Annotated in this window: 19 protein-coding genes; 5 read left to right on the top strand and 14 right to left on the bottom strand. The window is 61.1% G+C overall.

Going from position 1 to position 19,541, the window contains the following annotated elements; all coding sequences use genetic code 11:
* Nucleotides 1–68: 68 nt before the first annotated feature.
* The 14 genes from BS630_RS25485 to ybgC all read right to left on the bottom strand — a co-directional run bounded on the left by BS630_RS25485 (nt 69) and on the right by ybgC (nt 14,979).
* Complete coding sequence (locus tag BS630_RS25485) at nt 69–1,247, bottom strand: phosphoserine transaminase (protein ID WP_077979585.1); 1,179 nt, start codon at nt 1,245–1,247, stop codon at nt 69–71.
* A gap of 188 nt (nt 1,248–1,435) precedes the next feature.
* Nucleotides 1,436–2,272: an outer membrane protein gene (locus BS630_RS25475; RefSeq protein ID WP_003542702.1), complete on the bottom strand. Its 837-nt coding sequence runs from the start codon at nt 2,270–2,272 to the stop codon at nt 1,436–1,438.
* A gap of 297 nt (nt 2,273–2,569) precedes the next feature.
* Nucleotides 2,570–2,809 carry a hypothetical protein gene (locus BS630_RS25470; RefSeq protein ID WP_062945198.1) on the bottom strand — a complete coding sequence of 80 codons (240 nt, stop codon included), beginning with the start codon at nt 2,807–2,809 and terminating at the stop codon, nt 2,570–2,572.
* 307 nt (nt 2,810–3,116) lie between these two features.
* On the bottom strand, nt 3,117–4,469 hold the full coding sequence (gene glmM, locus BS630_RS25465) for a phosphoglucosamine mutase (RefSeq protein ID WP_077979583.1): 1,353 nt from the start codon (nt 4,467–4,469) through the stop codon (nt 3,117–3,119).
* A gap of 241 nt (nt 4,470–4,710) precedes the next feature.
* Nucleotides 4,711–6,642: an ATP-dependent zinc metalloprotease FtsH gene (ftsH, locus tag BS630_RS25460; protein ID WP_077979582.1), complete on the bottom strand. Its 1,932-nt coding sequence runs from the start codon at nt 6,640–6,642 to the stop codon at nt 4,711–4,713.
* Nucleotides 6,643–6,738: 96 nt separating this feature from the next.
* The gene (gene tilS, locus BS630_RS25455; RefSeq protein WP_077979581.1) at nt 6,739–8,217 is read right to left on the bottom strand and encodes a tRNA lysidine(34) synthetase TilS; all 1,479 of its coding nucleotides are present in this window, start codon (nt 8,215–8,217) and stop codon (nt 6,739–6,741) included.
* 11 nt (nt 8,218–8,228) lie between these two features.
* Nucleotides 8,229–9,215 (bottom strand): tol-pal system protein YbgF, encoded by a 987-nt coding sequence (gene ybgF / locus BS630_RS25450; protein ID WP_077979665.1) that lies wholly within the window; start codon nt 9,213–9,215, stop codon nt 8,229–8,231.
* A gap of 163 nt (nt 9,216–9,378) precedes the next feature.
* Nucleotides 9,379–9,912: a peptidoglycan-associated lipoprotein Pal gene (gene pal / locus BS630_RS25445; protein WP_027683223.1), complete on the bottom strand. Its 534-nt coding sequence runs from the start codon at nt 9,910–9,912 to the stop codon at nt 9,379–9,381.
* A gap of 152 nt (nt 9,913–10,064) precedes the next feature.
* Nucleotides 10,065–11,372, bottom strand: coding sequence for a Tol-Pal system beta propeller repeat protein TolB (gene tolB / locus BS630_RS25440; protein ID WP_077979580.1), 1,308 nt, complete (start codon nt 11,370–11,372; stop codon nt 10,065–10,067).
* 20 nt (nt 11,373–11,392) lie between these two features.
* Nucleotides 11,393–11,806 (bottom strand): TonB C-terminal domain-containing protein, encoded by a 414-nt coding sequence (locus BS630_RS25435; protein WP_077979579.1) that lies wholly within the window; start codon nt 11,804–11,806, stop codon nt 11,393–11,395.
* On the bottom strand, nt 11,807–12,946 hold the full coding sequence (locus BS630_RS25430) for a hypothetical protein (RefSeq protein WP_077979578.1): 1,140 nt from the start codon (nt 12,944–12,946) through the stop codon (nt 11,807–11,809). It lies immediately after the preceding gene.
* Nucleotides 12,947–12,954: 8 nt separating this feature from the next.
* The gene (gene tolR, locus BS630_RS25425; protein ID WP_003542730.1) at nt 12,955–13,410 is read right to left on the bottom strand and encodes a protein TolR; all 456 of its coding nucleotides are present in this window, start codon (nt 13,408–13,410) and stop codon (nt 12,955–12,957) included.
* 18 nt (nt 13,411–13,428) lie between these two features.
* On the bottom strand, nt 13,429–14,148 hold the full coding sequence (gene tolQ / locus BS630_RS25420; protein ID WP_003542733.1) for a protein TolQ: 720 nt from the start codon (nt 14,146–14,148) through the stop codon (nt 13,429–13,431).
* 375 nt (nt 14,149–14,523) lie between these two features.
* Nucleotides 14,524–14,979, bottom strand: a complete 456-nt coding sequence (ybgC, locus tag BS630_RS25415; RefSeq protein ID WP_077979577.1) for a tol-pal system-associated acyl-CoA thioesterase — start codon at nt 14,977–14,979, stop codon at nt 14,524–14,526.
* Nucleotides 14,980–15,098: 119 nt separating this feature from the next.
* On the opposite strand from ybgC, the gene BS630_RS25410 reads away from it, so the two are divergent.
* The 5 genes from BS630_RS25410 to BS630_RS25390 all read left to right on the top strand — a co-directional run bounded on the left by BS630_RS25410 (nt 15,099) and on the right by BS630_RS25390 (nt 19,540).
* Nucleotides 15,099–16,319 carry an NAD-dependent epimerase/dehydratase family protein gene (locus BS630_RS25410; protein ID WP_077979576.1) on the top strand — a complete coding sequence of 407 codons (1,221 nt, stop codon included), beginning with the start codon at nt 15,099–15,101 and terminating at the stop codon, nt 16,317–16,319.
* 10 nt (nt 16,320–16,329) lie between these two features.
* Entirely contained in the window at nt 16,330–17,166 is an 837-nt protein-coding gene (locus tag BS630_RS25405; RefSeq protein ID WP_077979575.1) for a glycosyltransferase, read from the top strand.
* Complete coding sequence (locus BS630_RS25400; protein ID WP_077979574.1) at nt 17,163–18,080, top strand: NAD-dependent epimerase/dehydratase family protein; 918 nt, start codon at nt 17,163–17,165, stop codon at nt 18,078–18,080. Before BS630_RS25405 ends, BS630_RS25400 begins: the two co-directional genes overlap by 4 nt.
* Nucleotides 18,081–18,139: 59 nt before the next feature.
* Nucleotides 18,140–18,835 (top strand): hypothetical protein, encoded by a 696-nt coding sequence (locus tag BS630_RS25395; protein ID WP_077979573.1) that lies wholly within the window; start codon nt 18,140–18,142, stop codon nt 18,833–18,835.
* Nucleotides 18,836–18,952: 117 nt separating this feature from the next.
* Nucleotides 18,953–19,540 (top strand): 5-formyltetrahydrofolate cyclo-ligase, encoded by a 588-nt coding sequence (locus tag BS630_RS25390; RefSeq protein ID WP_077979572.1) that lies wholly within the window; start codon nt 18,953–18,955, stop codon nt 19,538–19,540.
* Nucleotide 19,541: the final 1 nt, after the last annotated feature.

The following is a 19,541-nucleotide window of genomic DNA, read 5'->3' as shown; positions in this document are numbered from 1 at the left end:
CAAAAGTGTTCAGCGATGAATGAATCAGGAATAGGCTCCGCCCTATGGCGGAGCCGGATGCGATCACCTCAGGCGGCGGCCTGAGCGAGCTGCGCCTTCTGTGTTTCGAAGGCCCAGGAAAGCCACGGCATCAGCTTCTGCATGTCGGATGCCTCGATCGTGGCGCCAGCCCAGATGCGCAGGCCCGACGGCGCGTCGCGGTAGTGGCCGACGTCATAAGCGACACCTTCTTTTTCCAGGAGGCCGACCAGGCCCTTGGCGAAATTCGCCTGGCCGTCGTCATCAAGCGCTGCGATGTCCTTGTCGACGATCTTCAGGCAGACGGAAGTGTTGGAGGCCGTTTCCGCCTTGACGGCGAGATTGGCGATCCAGTCGTTTGCCGCGACGAAATCGTGGATGACCTTGGCATTGGCATCGGCACGCGCGATCAGCCCCTTGAGGCCGCCGAGGCCCTTCGCCCAGACAAGCGCATCGATATAGTCCTCGACGCAGAGCATCGACGGGGTGTTGATCGTCTCGCCCTGGAAGATGCCCTCCGTCAGCTTGCCGCCCGAGGTCATGCGGAAGATCTTCGGCAGCGGCCAGGCCGGCGTGTAGGTGACCAGACGCTCGACGGCACGCGGCGAAAGAATGATGACGCCATGGGCGCCCTCGCCGCCCAGAACCTTCTGCCAGGAGAAGGTGACGACGTCGAGCTTGGCGAAATCGAGTGCCTGCGCGAAAGCGGCCGAGGTGGCGTCGCAGATCGTCAGGCCCTTGCGGTCGGCTGGGATGAAATCGGCGTTCGGCACGCGCACGCCGGAGGTGGTGCCGTTCCAGGTGAAGACGACGTCGCGGTCGAAATCGACGGCGGAGAGATCGGGAAGCTCGCCGTAACCGGCTTCGAGCTTGCGCACATCCTTGAGCTTCAGCTGCTTGACGACATCGGTGACCCAGCCGGCGCCGAAGCTTTCCCAGGCGAGCATGTCGACACCGCGTTCGCCGAGCAGCGACCAGAGCGCCATTTCGACGGCGCCGGTGTCGGACGCCGGAACGATGCCGATGCGGTAATCCGCCGGCACTTCGAGAATTTCACGGGTAAGGTCGATGGCCTGCTTGAGCTTGGCCTTGCCGACCTTCGCGCGGTGCGAACGGCCAAGGGCCGCGTCGGAAAGGGCTTCGAGCGACCAACCGGGGCGCTTCGAGCAGGGGCCAGAAGAAAAATGGGTATTGTGCGGACGGATGTCCGGCTTTGCGGTCTTCGCCATGATGCTATCCTCTCAGATAGAAAGCCCTTCGTTGGGGAAGGGTGTCCCGCCGCCGTGTGTATGGATCCGGCGCGTCATAGTCAAGATCGAAGCGTCGCGGCGGGAACATATTTTGACGCCGAGCAGTAGGGCCGCAATACGAAAAGCCGCCCGGTTGGGGGCGGCTTCTGGTGTCAGGGAGATCGAACTTACTTGTAGACAGGCTGCTGCAGCGGGATTTCCGGCGGCGGTTCGTAGCTCGCCTGGGCGCAGCCCCCGAAGAGATAGCGGGCACCGACGCGGGCTTCGTGAACGCTGAGACCCTTGTCGCGACCCGGGCCGCCATTGTCGGCATATCCGAACATGTTGCCGCCGTCGATATGCAGGTAGCGATAGCCGACATCGGCCTTGACGTTGCAGGTCACGTCGATCGAGGCGCCGGCCATCAGGGCGTAAGTGAAACGCCAGTTGCCCTTGCCGCCATGCGTGACCTGGTCGTCGCAGAAGCTGCCGTCATCGGCGCAGGCAACGTTGCGCAGGTTCTTCCACTTCACGTAGGAACCACCGATACCAGCACCGACATAAGGCGTGACGTAGCCATAGGTGCCGAGATCGACATAGGCATTGGCGAGCAGTGTATAGGCCGTCAGCGAAGAGCGGTCGCTCGAGGTGCAATCCACCAGCGGAAAGCCGCACTGCCCAACCGTCGAACCCTTGAAATCCGCCTGGGTGAGATAGTCGAAGGTCAGATCGGTGCGCAGATAGCTGTTGATCTGATAACCGACACCGCCACCGATCGTCCATGCGTCATCGAGATCAGCGTCGTCGAAATCGACTTCCGTGGCGTTGCTGCCCTGAAAATAGCGGGCGCCGCGCAGATCGGTAAAGGCATAACCGACGTCACCGCGCAGGTACCAGCCGGTCGCTTCGGTGACCGTTACCTCAGGCGGCTGCTCCGGGATAGGTTCGGCAGGGGCGAAGTCCGCGGAATAGGCATTTGTCGCGATCAACAATGCGGCGAAGATGCCGGACAAGCTTCTTTTCATGGATCCCACTCCAAAATCTCGTTGCGTCGGCAGGCTCAATCGCCGCCAATCTGGTACGCTTCGTATGGATAATGAATTGGAAACGTTAAAAGCTGCTTAACTATAAATGGGAAGAAACGTTAAGAGAGAGATTGGCGGCGAGTTCCTCGCTATCGTGGAGTTAGGTTCAGGCTGGCAGCCGCCGGACTCACCGAAGACCGCCAACTGCAAAGCCCAAGAACCCCGCCCCTTCAAATCGCCAGGTCGGTTTCCTTCGCCGTCAGATCCATCGGCTGCTCCAATCGACAAATCTTGCTGTTACTTCCATTGCGTCGCGTTTTCGGCAGCGCAGCCGTATGGTGGCAAGGAGGTGCCAAAGGTCGTTTTGAGCTTGGCACAACCCCAGGCATTGATCGGGCCCGGCATGGCATTGTTGAGCGTGATGCCGATTTCATCGTAAGGGCTGTCGGTGTTGGTGATGTAGCGATACCAGCGGAAACCGGTAAAGACGACGAATGCCAGAGCGATCGTCAGCAGCAGGCGCACCAATTTTTTCATGATATTTCCCTTGAATGCAAATGCCGCCGTGTAGCATCCACGTGTGGAGGTTGACAGCGTTGTCACCAAGGCATCGGCAAATTTCCGTGGATGCCGTCTCAGTGCTCACTGCGCTCCGACATGCTGCGATTGCCGAGGCTTGCTCCCTACCGGAAGCCAAGCTGGCAAGTCACTGACATCTTGTCTTCGGAACGGCGGAAACGGTCCCGGGCGGGAAGTCGATCCGGAGTAAATCTTCGAACCGAAGGCACCAATAACGAAAAGCCGGTACTTCCGTACCGGCTTTTGACATTTCATCCCGAAAAAATCAGGCGGCTGTCCGGACGTTCGAGATCGTACCGATCAGCTCGTTGACGATGCGTTCGATCTGGGCGCGGTCGTCGCCCTCGGCCATGACGCGGATCAGCGGCTCGGTGCCCGAAGGGCGGATGACGAGGCGGCCGTTCCTGGCAAGCTCGGCTTCGGCATCGGCGATCGCCTTCTGCACCTGGATATCCTCCAGCGGCTTGCCGCCGCTGATGCGGACATTGCGCAGGAGCTGCGGCACCGGCTCGAAGCGGCGGCAGACCTCGCTGACGGTCCGGCCGGTGCGCTTGACCGCGGCCAGGATCTGCAGCGCCGCGACGAGACCGTCGCCGGTCGTGCCGTAATCCGAAAGCACGATGTGGCCGGACTGCTCGCCGCCGACATTGTAATTATGCTGGCGCATATGCTCGACGACGTAACGGTCACCGACCTTCGTCCGGGCAAGGCCGAGGCCCTTGTCATCGAGGAAACGCTCGAGGCCGAGATTGGACATCACGGTCGCAACGATACCATTGCCGCGCAGCTGCTGGCTCTCGGCCCAGCTCTCGGCGATGACGGCCATCAGCTGGTCGCCGTCGACGATCGAGCCGTTCTCGTCGACGATGATGACGCGATCCGCATCGCCATCGAGCGCGATGCCGATATCGGCGCGCACCTCGTCGACCTTCTTCTGCAACGCGACGGGGCTGGTGGAACCACAATTGAGGTTGATGTTGATGCCGCTCGGCTCGTTGCCGATAGTGACGACCTCAGCACCGAGTTCCCAGAGCACGGCGGGCGCCACCTTGTAGGCGGCACCGTTGGCGCAATCGATGGCGATCCGGAGACCCTGCAGCGTGACGTCGCGCGGCAGCGTGCGTTTGACATGCTCGAGATAGCGATAGATATCGCCATCGACGCGCTTGGCTCGGCCGATTTCCTCAGCCTTGGCAAGCTGCCCCGATAGATCCTTCTCGAGCAGATCCTCGATCTGCGCTTCGATGTCATCGGAGAGCTTGTAGCCGTCCGGACCGAAAAGTTTGATACCATTGTCTTGGAACGGATTGTGCGAGGCCGAAATCATCACCCCAATATCGCATCGCAGGGAACGCGTCAGCATGGCAACCGCAGGTGTCGGAATAGGGCCGAGCAGGAACACGTCCAGTCCAGCCGCGGTAAAACCGGCCACGAGGGCATTCTCCAGCATGTATCCTGACAGGCGCGTGTCCTTGCCGATCACCACACGATGACGGTGGGCGCCGTTACGGAAAATCGTTCCTGCGGCGATGCCAACCCGCATCGCAAGGTCCGGCGTCATCGGGAAGACGTTGGCCTGGCCGCGAATGCCGTCCGTACCGAAATAGCGTCTTTTCATCTGCACTCCTGCGCTTTCCGCGCGCCATTCAAGGCAGCGCATCGTTCCAAGCGAATCCGGCTTCAGTGGAATGTCGTCAATCCAGGAGCGTGATTCATGCTTGCCTCAATTCAGCGGAATGCCACAAAATGCGGCGATCAGCACGTAAATTAGCAAGAAAAATGATTATATCCCGTTACCAATAGAAAAGGCCGGATCTCCCACTTCGGAAATCCGGCCTTGTTCAAGGGAGTGCCGCTGTTCAATGCGGCTGCGGTTCGAGGCCGGCTTCGGGCTCGTCACCCTTGGTGGCAGGCCGTGCGCCGGCCTTCGGAACGGCTGAGCCGCGGCTTGGCGGCGAATCATCACCGAGATCGCGGGAAGGCTTTTCGCCGCGGATCAGCGCCTTGATCTCTTCGCCGGTCAGGGTCTCGTATTCGAGCAGACCTTCGGCAAGGGCGACGAATTCGTCGTGCTTTTCCGTCAGGATCGTGCGGGCCTGCGTATAGGCTTCGTCGATCAGCCGGCGCACTTCATTGTCGATCTTCTGCGCGGTTGCTTCCGAAACATTCTTCGACTGCGAAACCGAGTGGCCGAGGAAGACTTCCTGCTGGTTCTCGCCATAGGCGACCTGACCGAGTTGATCGGAAAAGCCCCACTGCGTGACCATGGCGCGGGCAAGTTTGGTCGCCTGCTCGATATCGGAGGAGGCACCCGAAGTGATGTTCTCCTTGCCGAAGGTGAGCTCTTCGGCGACGCGGCCGCCCATCATGATGCAGAGGCGCGAGACCATCCACTTGTAGCTCATCGAGTAGCGGTCGCCCTCGGGAAGCTGCATGACCATGCCGAGCGCACGGCCGCGCGGAATGATCGTCGCCTTGTGCAGCGGATCGGCGACGGCGACATTGAGCGCGGTGATGGCGTGTCCGGCTTCATGGTAAGCGGTGAGCTTCTTTTCCGCCTCGGTCATTGCCGAGGAACGGCGCTCGGCGCCCATCATGATCTTGTCCTTGGCGTCCTCGAATTCCTGCATGGTGACGACGCGCTTGTTGCGCCGGGCGGCCATGAGGGCGGCTTCGTTGACGAGGTTCATCAGATCGGCGCCGGAAAAACCGGGCGTTCCGCGGGCGAGGATCTTGAGATCGACATTCGGCGCCAGCGGAACGTTGCGGGCATGCACCTTGAGAATGCGCTCGCGGCCGACGATGTCGGGATTCGGCACCACGACCTGACGGTCGAAACGGCCGGGACGCAGCAGCGCCGGGTCAAGAACGTCGGGACGGTTGGTAGCGGCAATCAGGATCACGCCTTCATTCGCCTCGAAGCCGTCCATTTCGACCAGCAGCTGGTTCAGCGTCTGCTCGCGTTCGTCATTACCGCCGCCGAGACCGGCGCCGCGATGACGGCCGACGGCATCGATTTCGTCGATGAAGATGATGCAGGGCGCATTCTTCTTCGCCTGCTCGAACATATCGCGCACACGGCTTGCACCGACGCCGACGAACATTTCTACGAAGTCGGAACCTGAAATGGTGAAGAAGGGCACATTGGCTTCGCCGGCAACCGAGCGGGCAAGCAGCGTCTTGCCGGTGCCCGGAGGGCCGACGAGCAGCACGCCGCGCGGGATCTTACCACCGAGACGCTGGAACTTCTGCGGATCACGCAGGAATTCGACGATTTCCTCGAGATCCTGCTTGGCCTCGTCGACACCGGCAACGTCTTCGAACGTCACGCGGCCATGCGCTTCGGTGAGCAGCTTGGCCTTGGATTTGCCGAAGCCCATCGCCCCGCGTGAACCGCCCTGCATCTGCCGCATGAAGAACAGCCAGACGCCGAGAATCAGAAGCATCGGCAGCAGTGTTCCGAGATAGCTCAGGAAGCCGGAAGAACCATCAGTCTCCGGACGCGCGGTGACGGCCACGTTCTTGGCTTGCAGGCGGTCGAGCAGACTGTCGTCGATCACAGGCGAATAGGTCTGGAAGGTATTGTTGTTCTCCAGATATGTCCCGGTCAACCGGTTCCCCGTGACCACGACATCCTTCACCCGGCCCGCATCCACCTCACGCAGGAACTGCGAATAAGGGACTTCACGGGAGCCCGTCTGTGCCGGCGCCGTCTGGAACATACTGAAAAGGGCGATCAGCAGAAGCGCTATGATCGCCCACAAGGCGAAATTACGTAAGTTAGGGTTCATTGAACTCCCCAGCATGGAACAGCCGCCTCATGGCGACCGTCTTATTCCTCTCTAACATAGGGTTGCGCCGTGCGATTGCCAAGGCGACACCCCAGGTCAGATGGTTTTTCCGTCAATACTTCTTAAAGGCAGCCTCGCATAGGGCGCCGTCACGAAAACCGCCGAAAGCCTATTGGCAAAGATGAAGTCAAATCGTGTCAAAAAGCGGTCGAAGGGTGCGAAATAGGGTGTCAGTTCGATCATGCGGGCGAATTCCTCAGATAAAGGAGCTCCTTCGGAGGTTAAAGCCGGCGCGGAGGCGACGGCGCGCTTCCATGCAGCCTTGGGAAGGAGCGCAATACGATCCTCCCTCATTCCTGTGCTCGGACTTGATCCGAGGGATGTCACAGGAATCCAGCCACCGCGCATCTGCGCGGTGATTGACTCAACAATGCGTGAAGCGTCTTTCGCGCCCAAGAATTCGGGCGCGCTGGATTCCTGTGACAAGCACAGGAATGAGGGAGCGTATGTTGCAGCGGCCTCGATTTCAACTGAAGCGGTTGATCCATTGCAGGCATAAAACCTGCCATCCCAAACCCCAGCCTCTCCCGGCCGCAGAACCAGGGGCAATATCCCCCGGCTCTCGCGCGCCAGATAAAGCCCGTCGCGCCTGAGATCGAACACCACCCTGCCGGCGGTCATTCGTCCAAGCCCGCCGCCGGTGGCAAATGTAAAAACCCGCTCCATCTGCGCCCTCCCCGGCGCAAACGGCTGCCCACCGAAAACGGCTGCCAGACGGCCGAGCGCATAATTGAGAACTGCACGATCCTGCCGCAACCCATCAGGCATCACCTGCCCGAGCAGGCCGCCGTGAAGCGTGAAATGACGATCCAGCCATTCGGCTCCCTTGGCCGAGAGAGCCATTCGCTCTTCCCATACCCCGCGGATATTGCTCTCAGCACCTGCATCGGCCGAAAGCTGCCGGCGCATCCGCACGCGCTCGTACTTGGTATCCTCGTTGCTTGGATCGTCGATCCACGGCACGCCCCGCTCTCTCAGGAAAGCGCGGATATCTGCCCGGGTGGAAAAAAGAAGCGGCCGTAAAATCCACAAACGCCGGTCGAAGAGCACCGCATCTGCAATACCGGTCGAAACCTGCTCCGTTCGCATCCCACGCATCTGCAGTGTTTCGCGCTGGTCGTCGAACGTATGGCCAGTGACGATGAGATTGGCTTCGAAACTTTCGGCCGCCGCCGCAAGCAAGCCATAACGTGCCTCTCGGGCCGCAGCCATGATACCGGTTTTCGGCTTGTCGCCCTGCCAGATCATGATGATGTGGGGAATGCCGAGCGATGCGCAAAGGGCTGCGACTTCACGCGCCTCGTCTGCGGAGCCGGCGCGCAACGCATGATCGACGGTCGCCGCGCAAAGGGAAATCTTGAGATGCGGCGCGGTCTTCACGGCTTCATCGAGCAGAAGAAGCAGGCCGGTGGAATCGCTGCCGCCTGATATCGCGACGAGAATGCGCGCAGGGCTTTGGAGCGACGTGAGAAACTGGAGGATCGCCAGTTGAGGCGATGCGGCATCCGGAGACATTCCGGAAGACCTTAGCAGGAGAGGCGCTTCTGTTCGCTCGCAACCTTGCTTATGACGGCACGCGAGGCCTTCGGATAACGCTTCGACACTTCGCGCAGCGTTGCACAGGCCGTCTCGTTATTGTCGAGGGCGGCAAGCGACATGCCGAGCTTCAGCAGCATTTCCGGTGCCTTTTCCGATGTGCCGTATTTCTGATGCGCGTTGAGGAAGGTCTTGGCCGACTCATTGTACTTGCCCTGCGAATAGAGCGCTTCGCCGAGCCAGAAATTGGCGTCCGCCGCCCGCGCACTGCTCGGGTAGCGGGCGATATACTGCGTGAATTCCTGTTCGGCCGTGCTGTAATCGCCGGATAGCACGTGGCCGTAGGCGGCTTTGTACTGGTCGGCCTCGCTGCCGAGCGAGGCGGTCTGCTGCGGTGTTTTGCGGCTGGCATCGGGAATCGGCCCGGAACCGATCGTGGCGTTTTCGTCGACGCTTCCGCCGATCGGATTGCCGTTCTGATCGAAATCGATCGAGCCGAGCTCCTTGGGCGGCTGGCCGAGGCCGCTATTCTCAGGCACGCTGGTAGAGGGAGCCGTTTCGGCTCCCTGCGGTGCTTGGATCACCTTGGCAATGTCGTCGCCGCCGGAGGCTGCCGGAGCAGCATCGGTCTCGCTCTTCTTGACAGGAGCCTTGCCGCCGCCGCTGGCACCCGTCTTTTCGAGCTGCTGGAAGCGGAATTCATTGTCTTCCTGCTGCTTGCGGATCGTCTCCTGCATCTGCAGAAGCTGAAAGCTCATCTCCTCGATCCGGCCGTTCAACTGCCGCAGCTGCTCTTCGAGCTGCTGCACGCGGACCTCCGCATCGCCGCTCTGCACCTTGACGACGGGCGGCGCCGCCTGGTTTTCCGCCGATCGGCCGCCGAGATGTAGCCCGAAGAACGAGGCCGAATAGGCCGCCCGTTCGCTTCCGGTCACAGCCGCGAGGCACAGCATGCCTGCCACGACAAATTTCTTCATATGCATCGTCCTGTCCCAGTGATTCTTCGCACCTCGATGGCACGAACAGGAGATTTTTCCAATTGCTTTCAAAAAGCAACGGAGTCTGGCCAAAGTGTGGTCAAAAAGAAAAGGCGGCCCCTGAGGGGACCGCCTTTCGAAAAAGCGAATTGTCGCTCGGCAATTACATGCCGGCGCCGCCAAGCACGGTAACCGCGCGGCGGTTCTGCGACCAGCAGGAAATATCATCGCAGACGGCGACCGGACGTTCCTTGCCGTAGGAGATCGTCTTCAGGCGCTGTGCCGGGACGCCGCGCGAAGCGAGATAATCCTTGGCGGCAGCGGCACGGCGGGCGCCGAGCGCGAGGTTGTATTCGCGCGTGCCGCGTTCGTCGGCATGGCCTTCGACGGTGATCTGGTAGTTCGGGTAGCGGCCGAGCCACTGCGCCTGACGGTCGAGGGTCTGCGAGGCATCGGCGCGGATCGACGAGGAGTCGGTATCGAAGAAGATACGGTCGCCGACGTTGACCGTGAAGTCCTGGGCCGAGCCCGGCGTCGCAGCGCCGCCAGCACCTGTGCCGAGGCCGAGGTCGCCGGCGCTGTTCGGCGGCTTCTTGGCGCAGCTTGCGAGCGCGAGGCCGGCGATAAGCGCGATCATGACGGGGTTGCGGGCGAAATTCTGCATGCGGCTCATTGCCGGGGTATGAATTCGGCTCATGGCCGGTCTCCTTGCGATTTCATCAGGGTTTCCGGACAGTAACCGCACTCGGTTAACCGCCCCTCAAAGATTATGGTTAACAATTCGCTACTTTGTCCCTTGGCCGCTCGGTTCCATGACTTTGAGGCGACAAGAAGGCAGCAGCGCATCGCCTACTCCATAAGCGGCGACCAAGCCGGGTCGGAGCCGTAGGTCGGCGTCTTCACGAGCTGCTCGTTGTAACCGGTCAGATCGATCGAATAGAGCTGCGGACCGCCCGACCCCGCAGCTTGGCGGAAGAACATCAGCACGCGGCCGTTCGGCGCCCAGGTCGGGCCCTCATTGTGGAAGCCGGTCGTCAGGATGCGCTCGCCGGAACCATCCGGCTTCATCACGCCGATCGAGAACTTGCCGCCGGCCTGTTTGGTGAAGGCGATGAGATCGCCACGCGGCGACCAGACCGGCGTCGAATAGGAGCCGTCGCCGAAGGAAATACGGGTCTGGCCCGAGCCATCGGCGTTCATCACGTAGATCTGCGGCTTTCCGCCGCGGTCGCTTTCGAAGCTGACGCGTGCGCCGTCAGGCGAATAGGAGGGCGACGTGTCGATCGCCGCCGTCGAGGTCAACCGGGTCGTCGTGCGCGAACGCAGGTCCATCGTATAGATGTTGGAATTGGCATCCTGCTGCAGGCTCATGATCACCTTCTGACCATCAGGCGAAAAGCGCGGCGAGAATGTCATTCCCGGGAAGTTGCCGACGACCTCGCGCTGCCCGGTTTCTAGCTGCAGCAGATAGACCCGCGGCTGCTGGTTGGCAAAGGACATGTAGGTGACTTCCTGCCGGCTCGGCGAGAAGCGCGGCGTCAGCACGAGATCGCTGCCATCGGTCAGCATCCGCACGTTGAAGCCATCCTGATCCATGATCGCCAGCTGACGCTTGCGCTGCTGTTTGGTGCCGGATTCGGAGACGAAGACGACGCGGGTGTCGAAATAGCCTTCCTCACCGGTGATCTGCTTGTAGATCGCATCGGCGATGATGTGGGCAACACGCCGCCAGTTCTCCGGCTGGGTATAGAACTGCTGGCCGGTCATCTGCTGTCCGGCGAACGGGTCCCAGAGGCGAAACTCGGCGCGAAGGCGGCCATCCGCTTCCTTGGTAACCCGGCCGGTGACCAGCGCCTGTGCATTGATGACCTTCCAGTCCTCGAACCGCGGCGCGGCATCAGGATTGGAGATCTTTTCAATAAAGGCTGTCTTGTTGATCGGGGCAAACAGGCCGGAACGCTGCAGGTCGGCGGCGATGACTTGCGAGACCTGCGCGCCTATGTCGCCCTGGAAGTCAGTCACCGCAATCGGCATCGGCTGGACATTGCCTTTTCGGATGTCGAGGGTGACCAGCGCGTTGGCCGGCGTTGCAAAGACGGCAGTGGTCATCAGACCGACTGCAACCAAAATGGCGCGGAAAAAGGAACACTTTGTCATACCAAACAGCCTTTCAGCATCTATGGAGTCGGATCGCCGGATTCAAAGTGCAGGACGACTTCGTTCCAGGATTCGTATTTTTCTTTCGGGAGCATCGGGAATGGCGACGAGCGCTGTACCGCCCGGAGCGCCGCAGCCGACAGGCTTTCTCGAGCAGCTTCGTTGCCGCCCGAGGCTGTTACCTCGGGTGAACCAACGATCGCCCCATTCTTGTCGAGCCGCAGATGGACGGTGATCAAAACTCTGCCGCCCCTTGCCTGCCCCGGAGGAACATCGAAGGAGGAAGCAATTGCGTGCTGTAAATCCATGGCTGACTTCTTGGAGGTCGCCGCGTCGACCGATTGTGCCAACGCCTCAGGCGCACAAGCCAGAATCGCTCCAAGCATGATGGCGGCTGCAAAAGGCTTGTTGCCATGGGACAGATCCGTCAGCATCTAGATTCCCATGGAACTCGGATCGAAATTCAGGTCGAACTCATTCCAAGCCTCATACTTGTCCTTAGGAAGCATCGAGAAGGGGGCGGACTTCATGACAGCTCTATAGGCCCCGCCTTCCAACGCACGGCGTGTGGCATCGCTGCTACTGCCGCCCGATGACTCGACTTCTGGCTGACCAATAATATTGCCATCCTTGTCGAGTTTCATATGCACCTTAATGACCATGCCGGAAAGGCCTTCCATCCCCGGGGTGACAAGCCAATTGCCCTCAATCAAGCCGCGCACCGCATCTTCTTCGCTCTGGCTGAGCTTGGAACCACCGTTGCTCTTCTTCGCACCAAGCGACGCTTCCTGCGTCGAGCGCTTGGCGCCGCCGGCGGAAGGATCGGTCTTGTTCAGCAAGATCGAAATCTCGTCAGCATTGAAGTCGCTCTTCATCGACGAAGCGGATTTCGCCGTTTCCTGCTTCTTGTCCGCCTTCTTTTTGTCGGTCGGCACGTCGGCGGTCTTCGGCTGGTCCGGGGTCTTTTCCGGTGGCTTTTCGGCGGGCTTCTGCGGTTCCGGCGGTTTCACCTGCGGCTTGGCGACAGGCGTCGGCACATTGTCCGGCAGCGCCTCGGCGTCCGGCTTCGGCGGCTCCTCGGGCTTGGCCTGCTCTTCCGGCGGCTTTTCCTCAGGCTTCGGCGGCGTTACTTCGACCGGCTTCGGCGGCGGAATGGAGGCGACCTGCTTCGGCTGCTCGACTTCCGTTTCCTCCTTGATGATGTCCTTGACATCATTCGGGACAGGATCGGTCTTCGGCATCGGCTTTTCGCTCGAATTCGCCGCGGCAGCTTCGCTATTGCTGGGCTTGGCGTTCGGGACCGGCGGCGTCTTCAAGTCGACATTGTTGTCGCCGGCATTCTCGGCCGGCTGTGCGATTGGCGGCCGCGTCGTCGGCACGGGCGCGGAAGTCTCCTTCTTCGGAGCCTTCTTGTCGCCTTGCTGCATCTGAGTAATGGACTCCACCGGCACGAGATCGACCGGCATCGCCTCGAAATCCTCTACCTTGAAGGATTCCGGAGCGCCGAGCGACACCATCGCCCAGGTAAGCACCAGGCCGTGCAAAACAGCAGATGTGATGACACTGGCCTTCATTTTGAGCGCTATTGGTCCTTCTTCTGCTGCGTCACGAGGCCGATATTCTTGAAGCCTGCGCCCTGGATACGGGCCATGACGTCGGCGATGACGCCATAAGGCGCTGTCGCGTCGCCGCGCACGAAGATGCGTTCGTTATAGCCGGTGGTGGCGATCGCCTCGAGCTTGGCGGCGATCTCCGCTGCCGGGATCGGTGTTTCCTGCAGGAACACCTCGCCGTCATTCTTGACGGAAATGGTGATCGGCTGCGTCTCGGAATTCAGTGCCTTGGCCTGCGTTTCCGGCAGGTCGATCGGCACGCCGACAGTCATCATCGGTGCCGCGACCATGAAGATGATCAAAAGCACCAGCATGACGTCGACAAGCGGCGTCACGTTGATTTCGGAAATCACGGCCCTGTTCCGACCGCCGCGACGGCGGCGTCCGCCGCCCCCGCCGCCATTGCCTCCAACAGCCATACCCATGTCAGAATACTCCGTTGCTTACTGAGCGGCAGCGCGCGGCTGCAGTTTCTCGTCGATCTGGCGCGAAAGTATGGCGGAGAATTCATCCGCGAAACCTTCCATGCGGCCCGAGAGCTTGCCGGCATCGGCAGAGAACTTGTTGTAGGCGATAACCGCGGGGATAGCGGCGACGAGGCCGATCGCGGTGGCAAGCAGCGCTTCGGCGATACCGGGCGCAACCACCGCAAGGTTGGTCGACTTCGAACCGGCAATCGCCTGGAACGAGGTCATGATGCCGACGACCGTGCCGAACAGACCGATGAACGGACCGGCCGAGCCGATGGTCGCGAGCGATCCAAGGCGGGCGCCGAGAAATTCGGTCTCACGGGCGAGCGTCACGTCCATCGCGCGATCGATACGCATCTGCAGGCCGATCGGCGAGCGGGCGCCGCGTTCGAAGGATTTCTTCCATTCGCGCATGGCGGCCACGAAGATTGCCGCGAGCCCTGTATTGTTGCGCTCCGACAGCGAGCGGTAGAGTTCTTCCAGCGACTGGCCCGACCAGAACACCTGTTCGAACTTGTCGAACTGGCGCCGTGCGCGGCCATAGGCCAGGTATTTGTCGATGACGATCGCCCACGTCCACACCGAGGCCGCGATGAGCCCGAGCATGACGAGCTTGACGACGATGCCGGCCTGCATGAAAAGCGACCAGAGGCTGACGTCCGTCGTTGCTGCTGCCAATCCTACTTGTTCCATTGGTCCAAAATCCCCGAATCCAAACGCCCGGTGCTGGACCGGGCGGCACAAACTGATCTCGCAAGAAGTGTCCGGCGGCCGCCGCCCAAAGCCCTGGTCAAACTTCCAAGCTCATCTTCCGCCTTCTTGCCGTCAAATTTGGTCAAAGGAAGGCGTGCACCGCACAAACCCCGACTTTCCCAGTAAGACACTATTATGGTTAATAGATCGTTAGTGCCGGACTGTGACAGTAAGCCTGTGTTTGGAAGATTTCGTTCCATGGATTACTTGACCGGAGCAAGGTCCGGCTGCCGAAAGAGCGCTCATCCTGCGGCGCGGGAATTCCTTCACATAAAACTCAAGTTCTGACAAGACCTGAATTTCAAGCGATTCTCACTACAACGGCGTGCTGCCCTCCAGGAATTTCACCGCCAGTGTTTCCGGCAGCCGCCTCGGCCGCCCCCGGGCGTTGATGACGGCGATGATCACCTTGGCGGCGATCAGCAGCGTCTCGCCTGAGCTGATCTGCTGATTGAGCACCATCTTGGCGCCGCCGGCTTTTTCCGTATGCGTCAGGATCGTCAGCACATCGTCCATGCGCGCCGGGCTCTTGAAGTCGATCTCCATGCGGTGAACGACGAAAACCAGCCCCTCCTCGTCGGCGCTGACGAGTTCGCGCTGCTCGACGCCGAGGCAGCGCAGATAATCGGTGCGGCCGCGCTCCAGGAAATGCAGGTAGCGGGCGTGATAGACCAGGCCGGAGAAGTCCGTATCTTCATAATAGACCCGCTGGACAAGGCGGTGTCCGGCCTCCGTCAGCTCTCCCGAAATGGAAAAAGGGCGTTCCGTCATAATTTTCTCCAAACTGAGGTGCCCTGTTTGGCGCAACGCTTCCAGACAGGCAAGCATTGAATGATTGTCACAATTCCTAACTATTCCCGATAATGAGCGACCAATCAGGAGACGATGCGATGAAGATTGCGGTTATGGGCGGAGACGGTTTCATTGGTTGGCCAACGTCGCTGCATCTCTCCGATGCCGGTCACGACATCCATATCCTCGACAATCTCTCGCGCCGCTGGATCGACACGGAACTCGGCGTGCAGTCGCTGACGCCGATGGATTCGATCCAGGAGCGCACCCGCATCTGGCATGCCGAAACCGGACGCCGCATCCACTTCAATCTGATCGATCTCGCCAAGGATTACGAACTCCTGAAGAACTGGCTTTCCGAACATCGCCCGGATGCCGTCATCCATTTCGCCGAACAGCGGGCCGCGCCCTATTCGATGAAGAGCGACCGCCACAAGAACTACACGGTCAACAACAACGTCAGCGCCACGCACAACCTGCTGAACGCACTGACGGAACTCAATCTCGATGCCCATCTCATCCATCTCGGCACCATGGGCGTCTACGGCTATTCGACGGTCGGGGCGGCGATCCCAGAGGGTTACCTGCCGGTCGGCATCGAGACTGCAGGCGGCGAGACGGTCAGCCAGGAGATCCTCTACCCCTCCAATCCCGGCTCGATCTATCACATGACCAAGTGCCTGGATCAGCTTCTCTTCCAGTTCTACGCGCGGAATGACGGCCTAAGGATCACCGATCTGCACCAGGGCATCGTCTGGGGCACGCATACCGAGCAGACGCGCCGCCACGCGCAGCTGATCAACCGTTTCGACTATGACGGCGATTATGGCACGGTACTGAACCGCTTCCTCATCCAGGCGGCGATCGGCTATCCGCTGACGGTGCACGGCACCGGCGGCCAGACCCGCGCCTTCATCCACATCCAGGATTCGGTGCGCTGCATCGAGCTGGCACTGAAAAACCCGCCGGCCCGCGGCGCCCGCGTCGAGATCTTCAACCAGATGACCGAAACCCACCGGGTGCGCGACCTCGCCGAGATGATCGCCAGGATGAGCGGCACCAAGATTGCCTGGCTGCCCAACCCGCGCAAGGAAGCCGCCGAGAACGAGCTGATCGTCCGGAACGAAAAATTCCGCGATCTCGGCCTCGAACCGATCACGCTGGAAGCCGGCCTGCTCGGCGAGATCGTCGACGTCGCGAAGAAATTCGCCTATCGCGTCGACCGCGCGCGAGTGCCGGCCGTCTCCGCCTGGACCAAGGACATCGCCGCGACGATCAACCACGATCCGGAAGGCAAGCGGCTGAAGTCGGTTTCATGAGTCCTGCAATATGACGAGCGCCAGCGGCACACCAGCCCGTTTCGCCTATGTCACACTCGTCACCAATGTCGACTACGCCATGGGCGCGACCGCGCTTGCCCGCTCCCTGCGACGAACCGAGACTGGGGCTGAGATTGTCATCCTCCACACCGGCGGCGTCGATGCTGCCGCCCTTTTGCCCCTGAAAGCGCTCGAATGTCGCCTGATCGAGGTCGAGCACCTGCCGCTCTCTGCGGCCTTCAACGAGCGCCACGCCCGCGGTCAGCTCCATTCGACAGCTCCTTTCACCAAGGGCCGCAAGCCGGATTTCCATTCGCCGCTCGACAATTTCTGCAAGCTCAGGCTCTGGCAGCTCGTCGAATACCAGCGCTGCGTCTTCATCGACGCCGATGCCCTCGTGCTGAAGAACGTCGACAGGCTCTTCCTCTATCCGGAATTTTCCGCCGCCCCGAATGTCTACGAAAACCTCGCCGACTTCCGCCGGATGAATTCCGGCGTCTTTGTCGCCACGCCTTCGCATGACACGTTCCGGCACATGCTCGAAAGGCTCGACAGGCCGAACGCTTTCTGGCGGCGCACCGATCAGACCTTTCTCGAGACATTCTTCCCGGATTGGCACGGCCTGCCGGTTTATTTCAACATGCTGCAATATGTATGGTTCACCATGCCGGAGCTTTGGGACTGGAAGAGCATTTCGATCCTGCACTACCAGTATGAAAAACCGTGGGAAAAGGATCATCCCAAGGCAGCGCGACTACAACCTTTGATCGATCTGTGGCACCGTTTCCACGATGGCGGCGACGTGCCTGAGATCACGGCGCTGGACAATCCGGAAGGGGCAGCATGAAGGTACTGGTATCGGGTGGAACGGGTCTCGTCGGCCGGTATGTCGTCGAGGAACTGCTGGCCGCCGGATATCAGGTGATCGTCGGCGGGCGCCGCGCGCCACTGCCCCGCCTCTTCTCCCGCTCGGTCGAGTTCGCAGCGCTTTCGCTCGATCCCGACAAGGATCAGATCGATGTCTTCGATGATGCCTATTTCTTCGTCCACGCCGCTTTCAGTCATGTTCCGGGCAAATATCGCGGCGGCGAAGGCGACGATCCGAAGACCTTCCACAGGTTGAACCTCGACGGCACCGTCCGGCTTTTCGAAGCCGCCAAACGCGCTGGCACGCGCCGTTGCGTCTTCCTGTCCAGCCGCGCCGCCTACGGCGAACATCCCGAGGCAACCGAACTGACGGAGACGATGCTGGCCAAGCCCGAAACACTCTACGGCCAGGTCAAGCTCGATGCCGAGCGCACGCTTGCCCATCTCTCCACGCCGGGCTTTGCCGGCGTAAGCCTGAGGGCGACCGGCGTCTATGGCGATCTCGCGCCGAACAAATGGGACGGCCTCATCGCCGATTACCTCGCCGGCCGGCCGGTTGCTGCCCGCCTGGGAACGGAAGTTCACGGCCGCGACCTCGGTCGGGCGGTACGGCTGATGCTGGAGACGGAAAGTACCCGTATCTCCGGCGAGGTCTTCAACGTCTCGGACCTGTCAGTCGACACGCGCGATATCCTTTCATCCATCCGCCGCGAGACGGGCTGTCGGCACGCGTTACCGGCCCCTGTCGATAACGTCGCGATCAATCCCATGAGCACTGCGAAAATCCGCGCGCTCGGCTGGGCGCCCGGCGGAGCCCCTCTGTTCGAGGAGACGATGCAGCGGCTGGCCGCTGCGCTTCCCGGATCCCCAAGACACAGGTCCACGCAAGTCTGACGCTGCAGAATGCGCCCGAATCGCAATCGGGGCCTGAATTAAAAATCGGGGAATTGTTCATGCAGATCGCAACCACGTCTGCCTCCATCATCTTGCGCGGCGCGTCTTCGACGGCAGCCATGTCAGCCGCTGGAAACGAGACTGATCAAGGCGTGCTGAAGCTTCAGCGCGCCACCCAGGCGCTGCAGCAGATGCGCCAGACCTTGGCGAACTCGGGAGACGAGGCCAAGGCGAAGGCGCAACGCAGGCTCGACGAGGCAAAACAGCAGTTGGAGATGCTCCGCAGCTCCAACATGGCTCCTGAGGTGGTCGCCCGGCTGGCCGCCGAACTGGCGCGCAAGGTCGGCACCGCCGCCTCCGAATTCGCATCATCGGTCGCGACCGGCAGCCCGGCAACGGCTGTTCCAATGGATGCAACCACGGGCGCTGCGGCCGTCGCAACGAGCGCGGCCGCTGCTGCGCTGACGGATACTTCAGGAGAAACTGCGGCCGGCGAGACCGGCTCGCAGGAACCGGACGCCGCCGCCAACGCCCGCAAAGCCTATGCGAGCGTCGCCGAGGATGCCCCGAAATTCTCAGGAATCTCGGCCGATGATCGCGAAACGATGGAAGAGTTCAAGGCGGTGGTGCGCGAACTCAAGCAAGTACTCGAAAAGGCGATGCGCGAGTTGCGGCAGCAGGACCGGCAGGCCGGGGCCAATATGGCAGGCTTCTCCATCGCCACGGCGACAATACCGACAAGCATCGTCGTCTGACCATCGCTGCCGCCGGCGGCCGAGGCGTGAAACGAGCGTGATACCGTCGCATCCGGCATTTGCATCGGACATTCAGCCGTCTATGCTCGGTCAAATCTCTCAGAACCGGCAGATCGAATGACCGCGAAAGAATTGAAAGCGCAGCTGCGCGACGAACGGCTGTCCGCACGCGACGCCATCCCCGCCGAGAAACGCGCCTCCAAAAGCCTCGCAATGGCCGACCATGCCGGCGAGGCCGTCGGTTTTGCGCTGGATACGATCGTCTCCGGCTTCCTGCCGATCCGTTCGGAAGCCGATCTCAGGCCGCTGATGGCGCGCTTTGCCGTGCGCGGTGCGCGGCTCTGCGTGCCGGCGATCCTCGATCGGCAGACGATCGTCTTTCGCGAGCTGGCGGAAGGTGCGCCCCTCGTCGATACCGGTTTCGGCACGGTCGGCCCCAGTGCGGATGCCGCCATTCTTGATCCCGAAATCATGTTGGTGCCGCTTTCGGCCTTCGATGCCCGCGGCCACCGCATCGGCTACGGCGCCGGCCACTACGACCGCGCCATCAGCCGGTTAAGGCAAAAAGGCCTGCATCCGAAGCTGATCGGCATTGCATTCGACTGCCAGGAAGTGGCACATGTGCCCGACGAGCCGCATGATATAAGCCTGGATGCCATCCTGACAGAAAGCGGCCTTCGCTTTTTTGCCTCTTGGATTGGATAAG

Origin of the sequence: Rhizobium laguerreae (genome assembly GCF_002008165.1) — a bacterium.
Taxonomy (GTDB): domain Bacteria; phylum Pseudomonadota; class Alphaproteobacteria; order Rhizobiales; family Rhizobiaceae; genus Rhizobium; species Rhizobium laguerreae.
This window is presented reverse-complemented; position numbering and strand designations above follow the sequence as displayed.

What these genes read in the sequence shown, in the direction of transcription:
- ftsH (WP_077979582.1), bottom strand. Translation starts at nt 6,642, where the DNA reads ATGAACCCTAACTTACGTAATTTCGCCTTGTGGGCGATCATAGCGCTT.
- tilS (WP_077979581.1), bottom strand. Translation starts at nt 8,217, where the DNA reads ATGTCTCCGGATGCCGCATCGCCTCAACTGGCGATCCTCCAGTTTCTC.
- tolR (WP_003542730.1), bottom strand. Translation starts at nt 13,410, where the DNA reads ATGGGTATGGCTGTTGGAGGCAATGGCGGCGGGGGCGGCGGACGCCGC.
- BS630_RS25475 (WP_003542702.1), bottom strand. Translation starts at nt 2,272, where the DNA reads ATGAAAAGAAGCTTGTCCGGCATCTTCGCCGCATTGTTGATCGCGACA.
- tolQ (WP_003542733.1), bottom strand. Translation starts at nt 14,148, where the DNA reads ATGGAACAAGTAGGATTGGCAGCAGCAACGACGGACGTCAGCCTCTGG.
- BS630_RS25470 (WP_062945198.1), bottom strand. Translation starts at nt 2,809, where the DNA reads ATGAAAAAATTGGTGCGCCTGCTGCTGACGATCGCTCTGGCATTCGTC.
- BS630_RS25410 (WP_077979576.1), top strand. Translation starts at nt 15,099, where the DNA reads ATGAAGATTGCGGTTATGGGCGGAGACGGTTTCATTGGTTGGCCAACG.
- glmM (WP_077979583.1), bottom strand. Translation starts at nt 4,469, where the DNA reads ATGAAAAGACGCTATTTCGGTACGGACGGCATTCGCGGCCAGGCCAAC.
- BS630_RS25400 (WP_077979574.1), top strand. Translation starts at nt 17,163, where the DNA reads ATGAAGGTACTGGTATCGGGTGGAACGGGTCTCGTCGGCCGGTATGTC.
- BS630_RS25485 (WP_077979585.1), bottom strand. Translation starts at nt 1,247, where the DNA reads ATGGCGAAGACCGCAAAGCCGGACATCCGTCCGCACAATACCCATTTT.
- BS630_RS25390 (WP_077979572.1), top strand. Translation starts at nt 18,953, where the DNA reads ATGACCGCGAAAGAATTGAAAGCGCAGCTGCGCGACGAACGGCTGTCC.
- ybgF (WP_077979665.1), bottom strand. Translation starts at nt 9,215, where the DNA reads ATGAAGAAATTTGTCGTGGCAGGCATGCTGTGCCTCGCGGCTGTGACC.
- ybgC (WP_077979577.1), bottom strand. Translation starts at nt 14,979, where the DNA reads ATGACGGAACGCCCTTTTTCCATTTCGGGAGAGCTGACGGAGGCCGGA.
- BS630_RS25435 (WP_077979579.1), bottom strand. Translation starts at nt 11,806, where the DNA reads ATGCTGACGGATCTGTCCCATGGCAACAAGCCTTTTGCAGCCGCCATC.
- BS630_RS25430 (WP_077979578.1), bottom strand. Translation starts at nt 12,946, where the DNA reads ATGAAGGCCAGTGTCATCACATCTGCTGTTTTGCACGGCCTGGTGCTT.
- tolB (WP_077979580.1), bottom strand. Translation starts at nt 11,372, where the DNA reads ATGACAAAGTGTTCCTTTTTCCGCGCCATTTTGGTTGCAGTCGGTCTG.
- BS630_RS25395 (WP_077979573.1), top strand. Translation starts at nt 18,140, where the DNA reads ATGCAGATCGCAACCACGTCTGCCTCCATCATCTTGCGCGGCGCGTCT.
- BS630_RS25405 (WP_077979575.1), top strand. Translation starts at nt 16,330, where the DNA reads ATGACGAGCGCCAGCGGCACACCAGCCCGTTTCGCCTATGTCACACTC.
- pal (WP_027683223.1), bottom strand. Translation starts at nt 9,912, where the DNA reads ATGAGCCGAATTCATACCCCGGCAATGAGCCGCATGCAGAATTTCGCC.